Source organism: Paenibacillus sp. JJ-223, from assembly GCF_927798175.1.
GTDB classification, from domain to species: domain Bacteria; phylum Bacillota; class Bacilli; order Paenibacillales; family Paenibacillaceae; genus Paenibacillus; species Paenibacillus hubeiensis.
Map to the genome: position 1 here is coordinate 288730 of NZ_CAKMMP010000006.1, position 19116 is coordinate 307845.

14 protein-coding genes are annotated in these 19116 nt (G+C 51.8%); 9 read left to right on the forward strand and 5 right to left on the reverse strand.

The features are described 5' to 3' along the window. Positions 1-55: 55 nt before the first annotated feature. From L6H98_RS13375 to L6H98_RS13390, 4 genes are all read left to right on the forward strand, one after another. The gene (locus L6H98_RS13375; RefSeq protein WP_236415719.1) at positions 56-1330 is read left to right on the forward strand and encodes a DUF4038 domain-containing protein; all 1275 of its coding nucleotides are present in this window, start codon (positions 56-58) and stop codon (positions 1328-1330) included. Positions 1331-1397: 67 nt separating this feature from the next. After that, on the forward strand, positions 1398-2441 hold the full coding sequence (locus L6H98_RS13380) for a Gfo/Idh/MocA family oxidoreductase (protein ID WP_236415721.1): 1044 nt from the start codon (positions 1398-1400) through the stop codon (positions 2439-2441). Positions 2442-2443: 2 nt separating this feature from the next. Then, complete coding sequence (gene eutH, locus L6H98_RS13385) at positions 2444-3541, forward strand: ethanolamine utilization protein EutH (protein WP_236415723.1); 1098 nt, start codon at positions 2444-2446, stop codon at positions 3539-3541. Positions 3542-3628: 87 nt separating this feature from the next. Then, on the forward strand, positions 3629-5566 hold the full coding sequence (locus tag L6H98_RS13390) for a beta-glucoside-specific PTS transporter subunit IIABC (RefSeq protein WP_236415725.1): 1938 nt from the start codon (positions 3629-3631) through the stop codon (positions 5564-5566). 823 nt (positions 5567-6389) lie between these two features. Here the strand turns inward: L6H98_RS13390 and gdhA are convergent. After that, positions 6390-7766: an NADP-specific glutamate dehydrogenase gene (gdhA, locus tag L6H98_RS13395; RefSeq protein ID WP_236415727.1), complete on the reverse strand. Its 1377-nt coding sequence runs from the start codon at positions 7764-7766 to the stop codon at positions 6390-6392. A 391-nt stretch (positions 7767-8157) separates the two neighbouring features. Here gdhA and L6H98_RS13400 point away from each other — a divergent pair, with 391 nt between their 5' ends. The 4 genes from L6H98_RS13400 to L6H98_RS13415 all read left to right on the forward strand — a co-directional run bounded on the left by L6H98_RS13400 (position 8158) and on the right by L6H98_RS13415 (position 11393). After that, positions 8158-8631: a GreA/GreB family elongation factor gene (locus L6H98_RS13400; protein ID WP_236415729.1), complete on the forward strand. Its 474-nt coding sequence runs from the start codon at positions 8158-8160 to the stop codon at positions 8629-8631. Continuing rightward, a complete protein-coding gene (locus tag L6H98_RS13405) occupies positions 8621-9127 on the forward strand; it encodes a cation:proton antiporter regulatory subunit (protein ID WP_236415730.1) in 507 nt (168 codons plus the stop codon). Before L6H98_RS13400 ends, L6H98_RS13405 begins: the two co-directional genes overlap by 11 nt. Before the next feature lie 3 nt (positions 9128-9130). Next, on the forward strand, positions 9131-10357 hold the full coding sequence (locus L6H98_RS13410; protein WP_236415731.1) for a cation:proton antiporter: 1227 nt from the start codon (positions 9131-9133) through the stop codon (positions 10355-10357). Positions 10358-10655: 298 nt separating this feature from the next. Further along, positions 10656-11393, forward strand: a complete 738-nt coding sequence (locus L6H98_RS13415; protein WP_236415732.1) for a cyclase family protein — start codon at positions 10656-10658, stop codon at positions 11391-11393. Between the two features lie 227 nt (positions 11394-11620). Here L6H98_RS13415 and L6H98_RS13420 read toward each other — a convergent pair whose 3' ends face one another. The 4 genes from L6H98_RS13420 to L6H98_RS13435 all read right to left on the reverse strand — a co-directional run bounded on the left by L6H98_RS13420 (position 11621) and on the right by L6H98_RS13435 (position 17078). Next, on the reverse strand, positions 11621-11821 hold the full coding sequence (locus L6H98_RS13420) for a hypothetical protein (RefSeq protein WP_236415735.1): 201 nt from the start codon (positions 11819-11821) through the stop codon (positions 11621-11623). A 333-nt stretch (positions 11822-12154) separates the two neighbouring features. After that, entirely contained in the window at positions 12155-13984 is a 1830-nt protein-coding gene (locus L6H98_RS13425; protein ID WP_236415736.1) for an ABC transporter substrate-binding protein, read from the reverse strand. A 124-nt stretch (positions 13985-14108) separates the two neighbouring features. Then, positions 14109-15623 carry an ABC transporter permease gene (locus L6H98_RS13430; protein ID WP_236415737.1) on the reverse strand — a complete coding sequence of 505 codons (1515 nt, stop codon included), beginning with the start codon at positions 15621-15623 and terminating at the stop codon, positions 14109-14111. A 12-nt stretch (positions 15624-15635) separates the two neighbouring features. After that, positions 15636-17078 carry an ABC transporter permease gene (locus L6H98_RS13435; protein WP_236415738.1) on the reverse strand — a complete coding sequence of 481 codons (1443 nt, stop codon included), beginning with the start codon at positions 17076-17078 and terminating at the stop codon, positions 15636-15638. A 146-nt stretch (positions 17079-17224) separates the two neighbouring features. Between L6H98_RS13435 and L6H98_RS13440 the strand changes: the two genes are divergently transcribed. Further along, positions 17225-18970, forward strand: a complete 1746-nt coding sequence (locus tag L6H98_RS13440) for an ABC transporter ATP-binding protein (RefSeq protein ID WP_236415739.1) — start codon at positions 17225-17227, stop codon at positions 18968-18970. Positions 18971-19116: the final 146 nt, after the last annotated feature.

Here is a 19116-nt window from a genome sequence, read left to right on the forward strand (position 1 = left end):
TTTAGTTCTGATCCATATTCATTTAGCTGATCTTCAATCGAAAGGAGCAGAAGAAATGACGATAACGGTTGCTGCAAACGGAAGAACGCTGGAGAAGCATGGCAAACCGATGTTTTACCTGGCGGATACGGTCTGGAGCGCGTTTACGAACGCTACGCTGGAAGAGTGGGAGGAATACCTGGATTATCGCAAAATGCAGGGATTCAACGTGCTGCAGATGAACGTGCTTCGTCAATGGGACGCCAGCGGATCGGATCTCAATTGGGAACCCTTTCATTTACAAGAAGATGGATCTTACGACTATGCGGCACTGAACGAGGCGTATTTCGCCCGTGCCGAACAAATGGTGCGCATGGCCGCGGAGAGAGGATTCACGCCTGCGCTTGTCCTGTTGTGGTGCAACTATGTGCCGGATACATGGGCTACGCCGCTGCAGAAAAATGCCAAGATGCCGATCGCAGCGGTTGAACCGTATGTCACCCATGTCGTGCAGCGTTTCTCGAAGTATGACCCGATCTATCTGGTGAGCGGCGACACGGATTTTCCTTCCGATGAGGCGAACGCGTATTATCTGGCCGCATTGGAAATCGTGAAACGCATTAGCCCGGCAAGCGTGACGACGCTCCACATTCAGGGAAGGCTGCGGGAGATTCCCGAATTGTTCACGGAGCATGAGGGACTTGACTTTTATATGTACCAATCGGGTCATAACTCGGAGTTCCAATACATGGCTCACGAAATTGCAGAGCATTTCTATAATAAAACTCCTGTTCGTCCTGTCATTAACGGCGAGCCGTGCTACGAGCAAATCAGTTACAGCCGCAACGTGTACGGACGTTATTCTGCCGCGGATGCACGCAAAGCTGCATGGCAAAGCTTGCTGGCTGGCGGAGGAGCCGGAGTGACGTACGGAGCGCATGGCATCTGGAGCTGGCACAAAAAAGGAAAATCGTTCGGCATCGTGGAGGGAGAAGGCTTCGACAGCCCTTACGATTGGAGATCGGCTCTGCGTTTTGAGGGAGCATGGGATTATTCCTTCATTAAGTACCTGTTCGAAAACTATGGCCTGGTAGGCTTGCAACCGCTGGACATCGTGCAGAACAAGACGCGCGAAATTCGTGCTGCTGGCAACGAAAATACCGTGGTGCTGTACGTGCCGGTGAACACGAAAGTAAAGCTCGACTTCCCGGTGGAAGAGTACGACTTCACGACGATCGATTTGGTGAACCGTCGTTTCGCCCAAACGGATGCCGTGCGCGAGAACGGATACGGCGTATTGCCGATGCATGCTTTCGAGCATGACGTCGTCATTGTGGGTACACGGAAGTAAGATGAGAAGTCCGAATCGAAGGACTTAAGCCCTGACAGGGATTGATTTTGTAAAAGAGGTGGAACGTATGTGGAAAATCGGTATCGTAGGTACGGGATACTGGTCGGAAAAACACATTAAGGCTTGGCAGTTCATTGCCGATGCCGAAATTGCGGGGATTTGCGACAGAAATGAAGCGACCTTGAATGACAAGGCGGATCGTTTCGATCTCTCCGCAAACATCCGTTATACGGATGTGGAAGCGATGCTGGAGCAGGCCGACATCGACGTGCTTGATATTATTACGCCGCCGGAAACACATCTGGAGCTGGTGAAGCTGGCAGCGGCGGCAGGCAAACATATCATGTGCCAGAAGCCGTTTGCCCGTTCAATCGAGGAAGCGCAGGAGATGGTACGCATTGCCGAGGAAGCTGGCGTGCGCCTGATGGTTACCGAGAACTGGCGCTGGCTGCAACCATTCCAGCTGATCAAACAATTGCTGGTGGATGGAGCGGCAGGGCAGTTGAATACGATCCGCTATATTCATACCGATTATTACTCGCCGCGCTTTGCGCCCGAGAACGAACTGCCTCAGCCATTCTTCAGGGATATGCCTCGTCTGCTGTTCTACGAGATGGGCGTTCACTGGTTCGATACTTGGCGGTTCCTGTTCGGCGAGCCGGAGCGCTTGTATGCCGAAACGAGAAAGGTCAGCAGCCACACGGTCGGCGAGGACAGCGGCATGGTGATGCTTGGATATTCCGATTATGTCGGCTTGATGGATATGAGCTGGGCGACGCGCCGCGAACTGAGCGAACCTCTGCCGGATCGGGTCCTGCCGGATCATAAAGAGCAGCTGATCATCGAAGGCGACATAGCAACGATCAAATTGTACAATACCGGTCGCTTGACCTTGATCGACAATGCCGGCGTGGAAACGGTGGTCGCCGAGCATACGGAATTGAACTATGAGGACAGCCATCGCAAACTTCAGTCCCATTTCATTGATTGCCTGAACACGGGCGAGGAATTCCAGACCAGCGGGGTGGATAATCTCCGGACCCTGCAGCTGGTGTTCGATACGTATGACAGTGCAGCCACCCATCAGGTGAAGCTGTATGAAGAGGCTTAAGCATGTCCATCAATGATCTAGTCATGATTGTCATTGCCTTTTTTCTGGTACTGGGAGCTGCGGACAAAGCGTTCGGGAACCGATGGGGACTCGGAAACGCGTTCACGGAAGGCATCATGGCGATGGGCACGTTGGCACTGGTTATGGTAGGGATCGTTTCATTGGCTCCCTTCCTGGCCAGCCTGCTGGTTCCGTTGATTTCTCCCCTGTATGAAGCCATCGGTGCCGACCCTGCCTCCTTTGCCAATACGATTTTGGCCGTCGATATGGGCGGTTATGCGCTGGCAGGACAGATGGCCCAGAGTGAGCAGGCGGCCCTGTTTTCGTGGGTGCTGCTGGGTACGATGTTTGGCCCGACACTGGTATTTACGATTCCGGTTGCGCTGGGCATTGTGGAGAAAAAGGACCATCCGTACTTTGCCAAAGGCATTCTGATTGGCATCAGCACCATTCCCATCGGCTGTTTGGCCGGCGGATTGACGGCCGGCATCGACATCATGATCATTTTGAAAAACCTGATCATTCCGGTGATGTTGTCCATATTCATTATGCTGGGTCTGCGCTTTTTCACCAATCAGACGGTAAGGTTGTTTAAAATATTTGGAAGCGGTATCACCTTGTTGTCCCTGATCGGGCTGGTGGCGATCGCCGTCAAAACGCTGACCGGTTGGGAGCTGGTTCCCGACATGGCGCCTTTTTCCGAAGGCATTATGACCGTAGGCACGATCGCGATCGTGCTCGCAGGCGCATTTCCGATGGTGGAGGTCATCAACCGGACCTGTAAAGCTCCATTGGAGCGGGCAGGCAAATGGTTTAATCTGGATGCTTCAACGACGGCCGGGCTTGTCGCCGCGCTTGCGCATAACATCCCGACGTTCCGCCTGGTCAAGGACATGAACCCGCGCGGCAAAGTCGTCAGCATCGCTTTTGCGGTCAGCGGCTCATTCGTTCTGGGGGGACACCTTGGATTTGTGGCGGGGATGAACAAAGAGATGGTCACCGCCATGATCGTTGGCAAGCTGGCCGGAGGCATCAGCGCCGCGATGGCTGCATCGTTTTCCATGAAAGCGAATCAAAAAATGGGAGTAAAAATCAGGTAACAACGTAAAATACACACCCGTTATTTGGTTGAATTGATATGAATTAACACATTATATGAAGGCACCTGCGCAAAAGGAGGATTTACCATGAACCATGGCAAAACGGCCAAGGAAATTCTGGACGCCGTCGGAGGCAATGATAACATCAATAACGTCGTTCACTGCGTGACCCGGCTCCGGTTTAACCTGAAAGATATGAAAAGCCCGAACAAGGAAGAGATCAAAAACATCGACGGCGTACTTACGGTGGTGGAGAGCGGCGGTCAGTTCCAGGTAGTCATCGGCAATGAAGTGCCGAAAGTGTATGAAGCACTCGTACAGCAAATGGGTGGCACCAATTCGATGGCGGCAAATGCCGATTCGGAAGCAGCGGGTGAGAAAAAAGGGTTATTCAGCCGTTTCGTGGACGTCATCTCCGGCGTATTTATGCCTGTCGTAGGGGTGTTGTCCGCAGCAGGTATTTTAAAAGGATTGCTGGCTCTGTTCGTTACGCTCGGTTGGTTGACGGAAGAGATGAGCACGTACAAAATCCTGTTTGCGACGGCGGACGCGTTGTTCTACTTCTTCCCGATTTTGCTCGGCTTCTCTGCAGGTAAAAAATTCGGAGGTAATCCGTTCATTTCGGCAACGATCGGTGCGGCTCTCGTTTATCCAACGATGACCGCTGCGTTTACGGACGGAACGGCCATGACGTTCCTGACGATCCCGGTTGTTCTGATCAACTATACGTCATCCGTCATTCCGATTATTATCGCCGCATACATTGCAGCTGTTTTCGAGAAATGGGTAACGAAAATTTCGCCCTCTTCCATTAAAATGTTCTTTGTCCCGCTGGCCACGCTGGCGATTGTTACGCCGGTGGTATTCCTGGCCGTAGGACCTGTAGCTACCTTGATTAGTGATTTCTTGGCCAAAGGGGCCATGTGGGTTTACGAAGTGAGCCCGGTTGTTGCAGGTCTGGTTCTTGCGGGGATCTGGCAAACGGTCATCATTTTTGGCTTGCACTGGGCATTCATTCCGATTCTGATCAACAACATCGTGACCAATGGATTTGACCCGATTAACGGCATGCTGTTCTGTACGACATTTGCACAAACGGGCGCGGCATTTGCGGTTGCGCTCAAAACCCGTGACAAACGCTTGAAACCGATCGCGATGTCTTCCACGATTGCCGGACTGATGGGGGTTACCGAACCGGCGATCTATGGGGTTACCCTCCCGACCAAAAAACCTTTCATCATGGCTTCCATCGCCAGTGCAATCGCGGGAGCCGTTGCGGGTGTCTTGGGCTCGACGGCTTATGGATTTGCGAGCGGCGGAGTGTTCGGTATTCCGTTGTTTATCAATCCAAAAGGCGTGGATAGCGGTTTTGTCGGCTTCCTGCTGTCGCTGGTCGTAGCATTTGTGGCCGCTTTCATTCTGACTTACCTCTTTGGTTACAAAAATGCTCCAGCAGCGGCATCCGCATCTGCATCGAGTGCATCGGCTGAAGGCTCCGACGGCAAATCGGAATCCACGACCGTTGCGCCTAGCAACACGGCTTCTGCAGTAAAAACGACGACAGGTACCAACGAAGTTAAAATCGTATACAGCCCGCTCGAAGGCAAACTCATTCCTTTGACTGAAGTCGGGGACGAGGCCTTCTCCAGCGGAGCCATGGGACTAGGTGCTGCAATTGTGCCTGCCAAAGGTGTCGCATACGCTCCGTTCGACGGCGTCATCGTGACCATGTTCAAAACAAAACATGCCATCGGCATTCTGTCCGAAGACGGCGTGGAGATTCTGATTCACGTGGGCATTAACACCGTCAGCCTGAAAGGTCAACATTTCACCTCGTTCGTGAAAGACGGCGACACGGTGCGCCGGGGCGACAAACTGGTCGAATTCGACCTGGATGCCATCGCCGCAGCCGGATTGGATACCACCACTTCCGTCATCGTCTCCAATACGGCGATGTTCACCGATATTCAGGCTCAATCTCAGGGCGACATTAAACCTGGCGATGCATTGATGACGGTGAAGTAACTTTGAGTTGAAAAGGGCACTGAGGTGCTCTAGCCAAGTCATTGAGTTTCTACATTATAATAGAATATCCAGCGATGAATTGAGCGAATGAAATCAGAGCGAATGATACCGGACGAGAATTGCCGGATGATTCGCTCTTTTGTTATGCGATGGTGAGAAATGCTGCTGCTGCCAATGCCGGTTGCTTGATGCTCATATTGGTGCTCAAATCTCACTTCGGTGTTCTATACGAATGCTGATGATGCCGGATGCTCATACCAGAGCTCAATGTTGCAGGTGCTCGATGTTCATGCCGCAGTGCCAACGATAATCCTGAGCTTCACCCGCTCGAGCGCTAACGAATCTTAAACACCTTATTATTTTGGAGGCTTAGGAATGCTAACGAACATTAGAAACCCTTAGGAACGTGAAAAGAGGAATGATGCCCCGAATCATTGAAATAACGTGCGTGAGATTCGTTAGAATTTGGTCAAGCGTAGATAGGGGGCAATAAGGCGTCTCAGGTTCGTTACAGACTTTATAAGTATGCACGGGGCATTACATACATGTGCCAGAGGGTCGCGAAAGAACGAGAAGTATTCGGTGCAGTGGAGGTTTTCGGCAGATTGTTCTTCCTCCGTGTCACTCGAGTCATCGCACGTGCGGTTATGCACACAAAAAGGAGTATCCCATGCCATTTTCATGACAATAAGGGATACTCCTCTTGTATGATCAGAGGGAGTTACCAGAGCCGGTCGGTTAAGGGCCGCCACTTAATGGACCCAGGCCGCAAAGACGGCTTATGCTGTAAATGAACCCGGTACACCCCGTTGTCAGGTCCGGATTACACGATACCTTGAGCGATCATGGCGTCAGCGACTTTGAGGAAGCCAGCGATGTTGGCACCGGCTACAAGGTTGCCTGGACAGCCGTAACGATCCGCAGCGTCTACGCAGCTTGCATAGATGTTGCGCATGATGTCATGCAGCTTTGCATCCACTTCTTCAAAGGACCAGGAGAGACGCATGCTGTTCTGCGACATTTCCAGCGCGGATACGGCAACGCCGCCTGCGTTGGCTGCTTTTGCAGGTCCGAACAGAACGCCTTCTTTCAGGAATACGTCGATGGCTGCCAGCGTGGAAGGCATGTTTGCGCCCTCGCCGATCGCTTTTACGCCACCTTTGACGAGCTGTTCTGCCGCTTGCTCATCAATCTCGTTTTGCGTTGCGCAAGGCAGTGCGATGTCGCAAGCAATGGACCAGATGCCTTCGCATCCTGGCGTATACGTTGCATGTGGATGAGCTTTGACGTATTCGCTGATCCGCAGGCGATCCACTTCTTTGAGCTGTTTAACCGTATCGAGGTTAATGCCTTCCGGATCATAGATGTAACCGCCCGAGTCGCTGCATGCCACAACTTTGGCGCCCAGCTCTTGCGCTTTTTCGATCGCATAGATCGATACGTTACCGGAACCGGAAACGACCACGGTGCTGTCTTTGAAGCTAAGGCCTTTGGATTGCAGCATTTCGTTGACGAAGTATACGCATCCGTATCCCGTTGCTTCTTTGCGTGCAAGGCTTCCGCCGTACAACAGGCCTTTGCCTGTCAGAACGCCGGCTTCATGAGCGCTGCGGATACGTTTGTATTGTCCGAACATGTATCCGATTTCTCTCGCGCCTACGCCGATATCGCCTGCAGGAACGTCGGCATCGGAGCCGATGTATTTGTACAGCTCGGTCATGAAGCTTTGGGTGAAGCGCATGACTTCCTGATCCGATTTTCCTTTTGGATCGAAGTCGGAGCCGCCTTTACCGCCGCCGATCGGCAGGCCGGTCAGTGCATTTTTGAAAATTTGCTCAAAGCCGAGGAACTTTACGATGCCGGCATATACCGACGGATGGAAGCGAAGGCCGCCTTTGTAAGGTCCGATAGCGCTGTTGAATTGCACGCGGAAACCGCGGTTAACCTGTACCTTGCCTTGGTCATCGACCCAAGGTACGCGGAAAGTGATGACGCGTTCCGGCTCAACGAGCTGCTCGAGCAGCGCCTGGTTCATATATTTTGGATGAGCTTCAATGACAGGAATAAGGGAGTCCAGAATCTCCTTGACGGCCTGGTGGAATTCCGGTTCATTCGGGTTACGGGCAATGACCGATTCATATACGGATTGAACATACTGGGCGGCAGTGGACTGGTTTGAAGCAGTAGTAATCGTAGACACTTTTTCGAAGCACTCCTTTGTGGTGTTAAAGTATACGAATCCCTCTTTGCATAAATCGCATAAAAGTTTGTAGTTAAATATACAGTAAAGATCATAAAAATACGAGATGAAAACCCATAAAATGTTTTTTATGACGCAATTAAAAACTTCTATGAAACTGTCATGCGATGTCAAGGATACATGTAAGGTATCTCATGATTGCAAATGACTTTATGTTGATAACTTGAAGTTAGACGAAATAGGCTGGATTAAAATATTCAATTTGGTAAGATGGTATTACGACCACGGATTCCGGGGTCATTAATGCTAAAAAGGAGGAAAAGCAGCATGAAAAATCAACACTCGGGCAGCAACGTGGAGAGAAAGGCGTGGATTGGAGGTGAGATCTATTATGAACCGTAGGTCTCAAGTGCAAAATTGCAGAGAGAAGCTGGTTGCGCAGCTGATTACGCTGGGGGAAGAGAAACGAGCGTTTCTTGACGCCTATTTTGACGTGCGCGAACCGGAACGTACCCACATGGAGCGGCTGTTGAAGGCGTATACGCAGTGCGTTGAGAAATTGTTGCAGGAGCCGGATGGCGAGCTGGATTCGATGGTTCTCATCGGCAGCAGCGTGGGCTTTGAGTACATCGATTTTCACACTTCGGACTCTTTCATGATTACGATGCCGGATGAAGCCGATCCGGACCAAGGGCGCATCTCCTTCTTGTCCCCGGTAGGCCACCAATTGCTGCTGGGGCGGAAAGGAGAAGTGAGGGCCGTCAGCACGCCATCGGGCTCCATGCGCATACGGATCACGCAGATCAGCATGTCTGACCCAGTGCCGGATACACCGGCGGCTGGAGGTGTCGACCATGCACTTTAAGGAAACGGACCTGCCGGGCATCGGCAGGAAATATTGGCTTCATACCCGCAGCGGCGAACATTTGGTCATCGTCGTGCATAACGACGAGCGGCGGGATCTCTTTCATATGGAAGCAGGGGACCATCCGGAGGAGCTGGGCGACATGCTTTCGCTCGTAACGTTGGATGATGATGAAGCACGCGCCGTCGCGGCCATTATTGGCGGCATGACCTACAAACCCCAGTTCCAGAACGAACGTGAAGTCATGCTTGAGGGGCTGCTCATCGAATGGCTGCGAATCGAGCCGCACTCGGCAAGCATAGGCAGAACGATCGGAGAACTGAATATCCGGCAGGCGACGGGTGCCGTCGTGCTCGCCGTAGTAGAGCGGAGCCGCACCAAACAATTTAATCCGGGGCCAGAGTATGTATTTGCGGCCGGAGCAACCGTCGTTGTTGCAGGAGAGAGGGATCAGATCAGGCAACTGAAGCAATTGCTCGCTACCGGAGGGCTGTAGCCCATGGATAAGCTCATATTCGAAGTGGGAATTGCCGTTGCGCTGATTACACTTACGGGGCTTATATCCGCACGATTGCGTTTTTCGGTCATTCCGTTCTATATTCTGATCGGCATGGCTGTCGGTCCGCATGCCCCCCAGTGGGGCATCGTGGATTTGCGTTTTATTGAAAGCTCAACCTTTATCGAATTTATGGGCAGGTTGGGCATACTGTTTTTGCTGTTTTATCTTGGGCTGGAATTTTCGGTGTCCCGGCTCATGAAGTCGGGCAAAGCCATTCTGACCGGGGGCATGTTCTATGTGGGCTTGAATTTTGCTTCAGGTCTGCTCCTGGGCTGGCTGGCGGATCTGCCGCTGAAAGAAACGCTGGTGGTATGCGGCATCATGACCAGTTCCTCTACCGCCATCGTGGCCAAGGTACTGGTCGATCTGAAGCGCACCGCAAATCCGGAAACGGAAATCATCATGGGCATGATCATGTTCGATGATCTGTTCATTGCCATTCATATTTCCATTTTGACAGGTCTTGTGCTTAGCGGAGCGACTTCGTTCTTAAGCGTGCTGCTGGTGTGTTTGTCGGCACTGCTGTTTATCGTGGTGTTCCTCGTCGTTGGACGGAAATGCATCAAGTACATCGACAAAGCGCTGAACATCAAATCATCGGAGCTGTTTCTGTTAACGGTCATGACCTTGCTGTTTCTCGTGGCTGGATTCTCCGAAACGCTGCATGTTGCCGAAGCCATCGGTGCGCTGATGATGGGGCTTGTGCTGGGTGAGTCCAGGCATGCTTCCCGGATCGAGCATCAGGTGATGCCGTTCAAAGATTTTTTCGGCGCGATTTTTTTCTTCGGGTTTGGCTTGACGATCGAACCTGCCTCGCTTGGGGGAGCGGTGGGCATGACGGTGCTCGCCGTTGTGCTGACCATCGTATGCAACTACGGTGCCGGCATGATTGCGGGCAGGCTGTCCGGCATGTCGCCCAAAGCTTCGCTGAACGTAGGATTTACGCTGGTGTCGCGGGGAGAGTTCTCGATCATCATGGCCAACATCGGCAAAGCGGGAGGCCTAATGGCCTCCATTCAGTCGTTTGCCGTGCTGTACGTGTTGATTCTCGCCGTGCTTGGCCCAATTCTGACGAAGGAGTCGCCAAGGGTTTACAAGCAATACGAGCGTTTTCGGAAAAGGGGCAGCAAGAAGCAAAGTGAGGAAGCTCGTGAGAAATCTCAGTAAAGAAGCAAAGTAAAGAAGCGTAGAAGGAAGCGTATTAGAAATAAGGTGGCAGATGAAATACCCTGAGTCTTGCTTGGATACGGGGAAGATGTGTACAGACCCCAAAGACAACGGAAAGACATCATATTGTTGGGAAAGTCGTGTCCTAGGCACGGCTTTTTCGCTTGTGGGGACATTATGACCGAACATTATTGGAATTTTTTATTTCATATATTCCACATGGGGATACTCCACAAATCCGAGGGGATGGGATATAATAGGAGAAATTTATTCCAATATACGCATGAGGTGATTTCAAATGTCGAACGAACTTTTGCAAGCCTTGCAGCTATTGAAACAGAAAAAATGGGTTGACCTGACCCATACCTTCGGTCCGGAATCACCGCATTTCTCCGCCTTTGATGCTGCGCGATTTGATACGTTGTTCAATCATGACCAGGGCTTTTTCGCGCAAAGCTTCACATTTCCTGGGCAATACGGCACACATCTGGACGCGCCAATCCATTTCGTTCGGGATACTCGATATCTGGAAGAGCTGGATTTGAAGGAGCTTGTGCTGCCGCTCGTTGTTATTGACCAATCCGAAGCGGTTGCGGCGAACCCCGATTTTACGCTGAATGTGGAGCACATTCTCGCATTCGAGGAGGAGCACGGGACGATCGAGCCGGGCAGTTTCGTGGCGCTGCGCACCGATTGGAGCAAACGCTGGCCAAGCCATGAGCAGTTCGACAACAAGGATGCCGAAGGCAACAGCCATGCACCGGGCTGGTCTGTCGGGGCATTGGAGTTTTTGTTCCAGGAGCGCCGCATTCAGGCGATCGGCCACGAAACGTTTGATACGGATGCGGCGGTCGATTACCAGAAAAACGGATCGCTGCTGGCAGAGTATTACGTGCTTGCTCAAGATACATACCAGGTGGAGCTGCTGAAGAATTTGGACCAAGTGCCTGCCAAGGGAGCCGTCATCTTTAATATCGTGCCCAAGGCCGAAAAGGCATCCGGCTTCCCGGTTCGCTCCTTCGCAATCTTGCCATAACTCCATTACATTAACACGGAATGAAGAACAGGAGGCCGCCCCCGGCCTCCTGTTTTGAATTTAACCTATGGAATGGTACCCGTTTTTGGCAAAGTTAAAGTTGAACAAGGCTATGACCGCAAAAGAAAAATTGCGAATCGTTGTTTTTCTTATTGAACAAATGTCGAAACGTTCTTTGGCATGGAATGCCTTACATATCGTTCGCGCTAATGTGCTTGCCTTTTCGATTATTTGGAATCGGTAAAATGGGAGTCGTTGAATCGTCGCAGTATTCTCTTCTCCGCTCTCTTGAATCCAAGCCATCGCTTTAAACGCCCTTGTTCCTTCCTGACCTTTAACGTTTCTTTCATGCCCAAAATAATCAGTTCGGACCTTCTTCTGTCCTCGCGGCTCGTTTCCCGCAGTTCCTTGATAAAATTTTCGTCCATGTTATGCCTCGCGTATGTACAGGATAGTATTTATATTATAGCGAACATATGTTCCGTTATCAAGTTTTTCCATGTTAATCTTTCTGCCCGGGGAAGTTTTCGTGAAATAGAGCACAGGAGGAGCGGGGTGCTTATGACACAATATTTTCGGGAAGTGCCGATATGTAATGAAGACCGATTGGATCAAACCATGTAAATGTGAAAAACAGCCTCTCCTGCGAGCCGACATGGCGTGCGGGAGAGGCTGTTTGATGTCCAAAGGATCAGACGGGGATTAGCCCGGGTTCTGCAGGGCCAGAGATGCGGCTTTGATCAAACCGCCCTGCATGAGGCTTACTTTGAAGCTTTGTATGCGGCCAGGAACTCTTTCACTTTTGCCGGGTCGGCCTTCAATTCGTTTCCGGTTTGAACGAGCGGGCTAACGGTGGAGTAAGCTTTGAGTTTGTTGTTTTTGTAAAATTGCAGAATGTCATCCTGGTTGATGGAATACAGGACCGCTTTTCTCAGATCGCTGCTTTTGGCTACATCGCGGTTGGCCGTGTTGAACAACAGGTAGCTCACGGCATTGCTTTGCATGCTTTGCAGCTTCAATTTGCTGTCGCCTTCGATAATGTCGTACTTCGTTTCAGGGACGCCGTAGTAAACGTGGATCTCGCCGCTGCGCAGGGCGGAAAGGGCGCTGTCCGCATCGGCGATGAAGCGAACGTTGACTTGAGAAATTTTAGGCGCATATTCAGAGCCGGGGCGATAGCCAGGATTTTTCAGGAACACGCCTTCGTAGTCGTTTTTGTAAGACAGGATGTAAGGACCGCTCGTGTACAGCGTATTGTTGTAAGCCGCGCCTTCGGTTACCGTATTTTGGTCTCCGTAAGGAATGTCCTTGTTCACATCAAACGATGCCACATCATACGTATTGATGCTCTCGACCTGTTTCTTGGACACGATGCCTGCCGATTGGTGAGCCAGGTAGTTCAATACTTGCGGGAAAGGTTCGGTGGTTGTTAATTTGACCACTTGATATTTTCCGGCTTTGTTGTCGGCCTTTGTTTTGTCGGATACCAGTTCGGAGATTTTGCTGTCCAATCCCTTCTCCAGTGCGTCTTTGACGGAGCCGCCGCCGCCGGATTGCTGCGTCGATTCGAGCGCGGCCAGATCGGTGACCAGTTCTACCGTTTTGATATGCTCATGCAGGCTGTATGTCCGGTGATCCGGCACGGAATCTTTATTTTTGGCGCGATCCAGGGAGAAGATGACATCGTCCGCGCCTACGCGTTCGCCGGTGTCCACCGCTTTTTTGTTTTCGATCTTCGCGAAGTTGATGTCGTCGCGCAGGATGAAATAGTATTCGGAATTGCCGTCCGCAATGCTGTAATTATGGGAAAGGGAGGCTTCCGGCGTGATTTGGTCATCGTCCGTCAAGTTCACCAGACGCACATACATGTTGGTGTTCAACTGGTTGATGGAACCGTCGTTGCCTTTGATCGGGTCAAGGGAAGTCAGGACGGACGCGCTTTGCGTCAGAATCAAAGGCTGTTTGGCGTTCAGAGAGCTGTCTTTGAACTCAATCGGTTCCCAGGCCATGGCCCGGGATTTGGATAAACGTACCGTATCCGCGTTCAGGACCTCTTGATTCAAGGCTTGGCTTTTCAACGAATTGTACAGCGGTACGATATAGGCTTGGTCCGTCACCAGACGCTGCTCCAATTGTTTATACGTTTCTTTGTATTGATCCGGCGTTTGGGTGGCGGCTTGGTCGATCAGTTTGTCGACTTCCTCGTCGGCCAGAATGCTGTAATCCCCGCCGGTTTTGAAAAGAGAACGAACCGCGTAATCCGGGTTGCCGGTTACCGTCGTCCAGCTGGACAAGGCGATGTCATAGTTTCCGGCGTCCTGCTGGGACTTGTAGCTGCCATAGTCGGGCTGCAGGTTCAACTTGACGTTGAAACCATTTTTGGTCAGCTGATCGCGAATGATGTTTACGTCGTTTTCGCTTGAGCTTTGGGCCAGCAATTCGATGTCAACCGGCGTTTGATCCGTCGTTTCCGCCGTATTGGAAGGCGTCTCCGTTGTTTGGGCATCCGATTTGGTTTTGACGCTGCAGCCGGAAATCACGATGACCAGCACGAGCAGCAGCGAGAATAGCGTACGTTTGTTTAATTTCATGTCATAACCTCCACGATAATGTCAGGATAAAAGAAAGATGATTCATGCCTATGCTTGATTCCGCAAATCGCAAATATCGAAACAAAGGATAATGCTCATTTTTGGCTAAGCGGGCCGTTTGGCTTTACGCCTTTTCCAGCTTTGGATCCAGGGCATCGCGCAATCCGTCACCCAGGAAATTGAATGAGAGCACCAGCAGAATGATGGCCAGTCCCGGATAGATCGCCAGGTACGAATGGGTTTCCAGATACGTGCTGCCCAATTTGAGAATGTTGCCCCATTCCGGAATGTGCGGCTCCACGCCGAGTCCGAGATAACTCAAGCTGCTGGTTGCGATGACGGCGCCGCCGATGGTCAGGGTCGATTTGACGATCATCGGGGCGAGCGAGTTCGGAATGATGTGTTTGAAAATTAGGGTACGGTTGTTATAACCGAGCGCACGAGCGGCTTCCACGAATTCAAACGTGGAGACGTACAGTACGCTGGCTCTCATCGTACGGGCATACGTTGGTATGGCCCCCAGACTGAGTGCGAGAATCAGGTTCACCGTATTGGCGCCGAAGGCGGCAATGATGGCGATCGCCAGCAGAATGCCCGGAATGGCATAAAGAATGTCGAGCAGCCGCATGATGATGTTATCCGTATGCCTGCCGTAGAATCCCGAGACAGCGCCCAATACGCCGCCGATCACGACGGGAATAAGCGTTGACAAGCAGCCCACGATGAGCGAGATTCTGGCTCCGAATACGATGCGGGAGAACAGGTCGCGCCCGAAATCGTCGGTCCCGAGCGGATAAGCCAGGGAAGGCGGCTGCAAGAGTGCCGAGTAGTCGTTTTCTACGGCCATGCCATAGTCGAAGGTATACAGGCTGCAGATCGACATCGCGAACAGGAAGACGATAAAGAACAGGCCGGACATTGCCGTGATATTGGAAGCGAGCCTGGTCCACAGGTCGTTCCAGAAGTTCGATTTCTGTTTTCCCTGCCGACGGATGCGGCTGATGATCGAAATGCCGAGCAGCAGCGCGAACAGATTGCCCGTGACGGTGATCAGGATCAGCAGAATACCCAGCCATGTCATCCAACGCGGAAGATGGCGTTGAACGGGATAACGGGATATGCAAATGAGCACGCCCAACTCGGCTGCAAGCAGCCCCAGCAGTGCTCCCATCGAAGGCAGGAATGTATCGGACACGTACGGTTTGAACACGTTCAATGCGGATACGCCGATCACGAATAGTTGGGTGAGCAGCATATACACCGCAAACGTATATTCGATGCTCTTCTGCTTCCGAATCAGATGGAATGCGGACGCAGCGATGAAAATGTTGCCGGACAACGCGGCCAGAAGCTGAACCCAGGCCAGTCCGCGAACGAGCGTGCCGACCTGTCCATGTTGGAGCAAATCGCCTCGAAGCTTCAGCGTCAGCAACGTCTGGACGAGCACGAAAAACAGATAAACCAACGCTGCCGTGAGCACAAAGGGCTTCATCTCCCCGAGGCTCCAGTCGTAACTGTTCAACAGCAGCAGCAAAGTCAACAATACGGTGGCGATCCAGGCGAAGCCTGCCTGACGGTATTCCTGCGAAGACTTCAGCCGGAAGCGAATGGACGATAGGGTAGAATCCGATTTTGTCATGATGCACCTGCTTTAATATTGTTTCATCTTGGAACGTACACGCGGATCAATGAAGGCATACAACAGATCAACGATGACGTTGATGATGGAAATCGTAATGGCAGTGTATACTACTCCGCCCATTATACTCGGAATATCAGGTATAAATTGTTTGTCGACGATGTAGCTGCCGAGTCCGCTAATATTGAACACTTTTTCCGTGACGGCCGCTCCGCCGAGCATGCCCCCAAATTGCAAGCCAACTACCGTGATAATCGGGATGAGCGCATTGCGAACGGCGTGTTTCAACATGACGGTGCGTTCGTTCAAACCTTTGGCTCGGGCTGTCATGACGTAATCCTCATGAATGACCTCCAGGGTGGAAGAACGTGTCATACGGGCCACCGCCGCCGTCAGTCCCGTTCCCAGCACAATCGTTGGCATGATGATGGATAGCCAATTTTGCGGATTGAAGGTAGGGGGCAGCCACTGCATTTTGATCGAAAAATTCAAAATAAAGATAAGGCCTTGCCAAAAGTTCGGAATGGACAACCCGATGAGTGCGATAAACATAAACGTATAATCGAACCATGAATTCGGCTTGATCGCCGAAATAATGCCGATCGGCAGAGCGATCACCAGTGCCAGCAGCAGCGAAATAGCCGCCAAGGTCAGCGTGATCGGGAATTTTCTGGCAATCGTTGCCGTGACGTCTTCGTTCCCGGTGAAGGATTTGCCCAAATCGAACAGCGCGATTCCCTTGATGTTGTTCCACAGTTGAGACAGGTAGGACTGATCCAGCCCATACACGCGATTAAAGTTCGCGATCTGTTCCGGCGTCGCTGTTTCGCCCAAGATGTTCGCCGCCGGGTTAAACGGGGACAGGTACAAAATGGTGAAGACAAGCGTAGCTACGCCGAAGATGACGAATACCGTCATCAAAATCCTTTCGAATATGTACTTGAGGTACGAATTCCCGTACAAGAACAACATGAGATACATCAGACATCCCGGAATGATCGAGAGCGCCAGAAACCAACGGTGGCTGATCAACGAGCGGTACGCATCCGCCAAAGTTAACCGCTGCCGTCCTTGCTCTTGAAGACGAATGGCGGTACGTTCCCGGAGTTCCTTGCGAAACGTTTCTTCCATCCACTCATCAGCCTGGCGTTTGAATTCCTGCTCGCTGACCTGCTGTTTGAAGAACAGGTGCTTGCGCCTGAGCTGATCTTCCACCCGGGAGCGCAACGAATCGCGATAGGATGGGTCGAGCAGATCCTGCTTTGCGGCCTGCTCGGCAGCGAGCCAGCCATCCTGCTTTCGTTCCTTAAGCCATACAAAAAGCACGATCAAATGGATCGGCAGACCTAGTATGAACAGAACATATCGGTACGAGGGGTGCTGCAGCATTTTGCCGTAAATGAAACCCAAGGTGTCCGCTAGCCGTGACGTTTTGCTGCCTTCTGCAACGTTCAAATGTAGTAATCCCCCTTTCGCTGAAGTTTAAATTGCATTATTCCGATGAATATAGTATATATTATTTCAGGGTTCAAACATTGTCAAGACGTGGAAATCGGTACATATGAGTGCAATCCATAAATTGAAAGAGAGCAGGTGACGGCATGCAGCCTTTATTGAAAATCAATGATCTTTCCGTCTCTTTTCATTCAGGTGAAGACGAGTTCCATGCGGTCCGAGGGGTGTCGTTCGAGGTGCGCAAGGGCGAGACGCTGGGCATCGTCGGAGAATCAGGCAGCGGCAAGAGCGTCACGGCGCGTTCGATCATGAGGCTGCTTCCGTCTCCGCCTTCGCAGATGAAGAGCGGGGAGATTTTGTTCAAAGGCACGGACCTGGCCCACAAAACGCAGAAGGAAATGGAAAGCATCCGCGGGCGCGACATCGGCATGATCTTTCAGGACCCGATGAGCTCGCTTAATCCGACCGTGAAGATCGGAAAACAAATCGCGGAAAGTCTGATCAAACACCAGCGTTTATCCAAACGGGAAGCGAAGAAACAAGCGATCGAGATGCTGAAATTGGTGGGCATTCCGCATAGCGAGGTACGATATAACCAATATCCGCATGAATTTTCCGGAGGCATGCGCCAGCGGGTGATGATCGCCATCGCTTTGGCTTGCCGCCCTGAGCTGTTGATTGCGGATGAACCGACAACGGCGCTCGACGTGACCATTCAGGCACAGATTCTGAATTTGATGAAAAATATGCAGGAGCAGCTCGGCACGTCGATCATTCTCATTACGCACGACTTGGGGGTTGTGGCGGGGATGTGCGACCGCGTCGTCGTTATGAAAAACGGTGAAATCGTGGAAACGGGCACGACGGCTGAAATTTTTGCCCATCCGAAGCATCCTTACACGATCAAGCTCCTGAATGCGCTGCCGCGGCTGGACGAAAAGAAAAAACCGAAGCCCGCTTCGCTTGTAGCGGGCCATGGAGAGGACGCAGCGCCGCTTCTTGAAGTCCAATCGCTTCGCCAGCATTTCAATCTCGGCAAGGGCAATACGCTGAAGGCCGTCAACGACATCAGCTTCCACATCCGGCAAGGGGAAACGTTAGGCGTGGTCGGGGAATCAGGCAGCGGCAAATCAACGACGGGCCGTGCCATTTTGCGGCTGCACGAACCTACAGGCGGCGAGGTATTGTTCAAGGGCGTGCCGATGAGCCGTCTTTCCAAGCAGGAAATGAAAAAGATGAGACGACATATGCAGATCATATTCCAGGATCCTTATGCATCGCTTAATCCCAAATTCAAAATTATGGACATTATCGGCGAGGCGCTGGATATTCATCAACTCGTCAGCAGTACGTCCGAACGGGAGAAACGGGTGGAAGAATTGCTGGAACTGGTGGGATTAGATCCGTCCCATGCGCATCGTTATCCGCATGAATTTTCGGGCGGGCAGCGCCAGCGCATCGGCGTCGCCCGGGCATTGGCCGTGGAGCCGGAGTTTATCGTGTGCGATGAACCCCTGTCCGCCCTCGACGTATCCATTCAGTCCCAAATCGTGCAACTGCTCCAGGAACTGCAGCAGCGCCTTGGCTTGACATATCTGTTCATTGCCCACGACCTGTCGATGGTCAAACATATCAGCGATCGCGTGGCCGTCATGTATCAAGGCAAAATCGTGGAGCTGGCGGAAAGCGAGGAATTATACTCCAACCCGCAGCATGCCTATACCAAAGCGCTGCTTTCGGCAATTCCGGTGCCCGATCCGGCCGTGGAGTCGAAGAAAAAACGCATTGCCGCAGAGGACAACGCCGGGGAAAACGGCGGAGATCGTTACAACCTGGAGCAATCCCGTTGGGTCGAAGTCACGGAAGGACATTGGGTAGCGATGTCGGGGTAAGTCGGCCGAGGGTAGTGGGGTGAATCTTGAACGTTATTGCAGCATAGCATTATGCATTCGCATTCGGAATGATCCTAAACAAACAGCCCCGGTCCCGATCGTTGCCGATCATGGACACGGGGCTGCTTCAAGCTTGCATGTGCGTT

What these genes read in the sequence shown, in the direction of transcription:
- L6H98_RS13375 (WP_236415719.1), top strand. Translation starts at nt 56, where the DNA reads ATGACGATAACGGTTGCTGCAAACGGAAGAACGCTGGAGAAGCATGGC.
- L6H98_RS13380 (WP_236415721.1), top strand. Translation starts at nt 1,398, where the DNA reads ATGTGGAAAATCGGTATCGTAGGTACGGGATACTGGTCGGAAAAACAC.
- eutH (WP_236415723.1), top strand. Translation starts at nt 2,444, where the DNA reads ATGTCCATCAATGATCTAGTCATGATTGTCATTGCCTTTTTTCTGGTA.
- L6H98_RS13390 (WP_236415725.1), top strand. Translation starts at nt 3,629, where the DNA reads ATGAACCATGGCAAAACGGCCAAGGAAATTCTGGACGCCGTCGGAGGC.
- L6H98_RS13400 (WP_236415729.1), top strand. Translation starts at nt 8,158, where the DNA reads ATGAACCGTAGGTCTCAAGTGCAAAATTGCAGAGAGAAGCTGGTTGCG.
- L6H98_RS13405 (WP_236415730.1), top strand. Translation starts at nt 8,621, where the DNA reads ATGCACTTTAAGGAAACGGACCTGCCGGGCATCGGCAGGAAATATTGG.
- L6H98_RS13410 (WP_236415731.1), top strand. Translation starts at nt 9,131, where the DNA reads ATGGATAAGCTCATATTCGAAGTGGGAATTGCCGTTGCGCTGATTACA.
- L6H98_RS13415 (WP_236415732.1), top strand. Translation starts at nt 10,656, where the DNA reads ATGTCGAACGAACTTTTGCAAGCCTTGCAGCTATTGAAACAGAAAAAA.
- L6H98_RS13420 (WP_236415735.1), bottom strand. Translation starts at nt 11,821, where the DNA reads ATGGACGAAAATTTTATCAAGGAACTGCGGGAAACGAGCCGCGAGGAC.
- L6H98_RS13425 (WP_236415736.1), bottom strand. Translation starts at nt 13,984, where the DNA reads ATGAAATTAAACAAACGTACGCTATTCTCGCTGCTGCTCGTGCTGGTC.
- L6H98_RS13430 (WP_236415737.1), bottom strand. Translation starts at nt 15,623, where the DNA reads ATGACAAAATCGGATTCTACCCTATCGTCCATTCGCTTCCGGCTGAAG.
- L6H98_RS13440 (WP_236415739.1), top strand. Translation starts at nt 17,225, where the DNA reads ATGCAGCCTTTATTGAAAATCAATGATCTTTCCGTCTCTTTTCATTCA.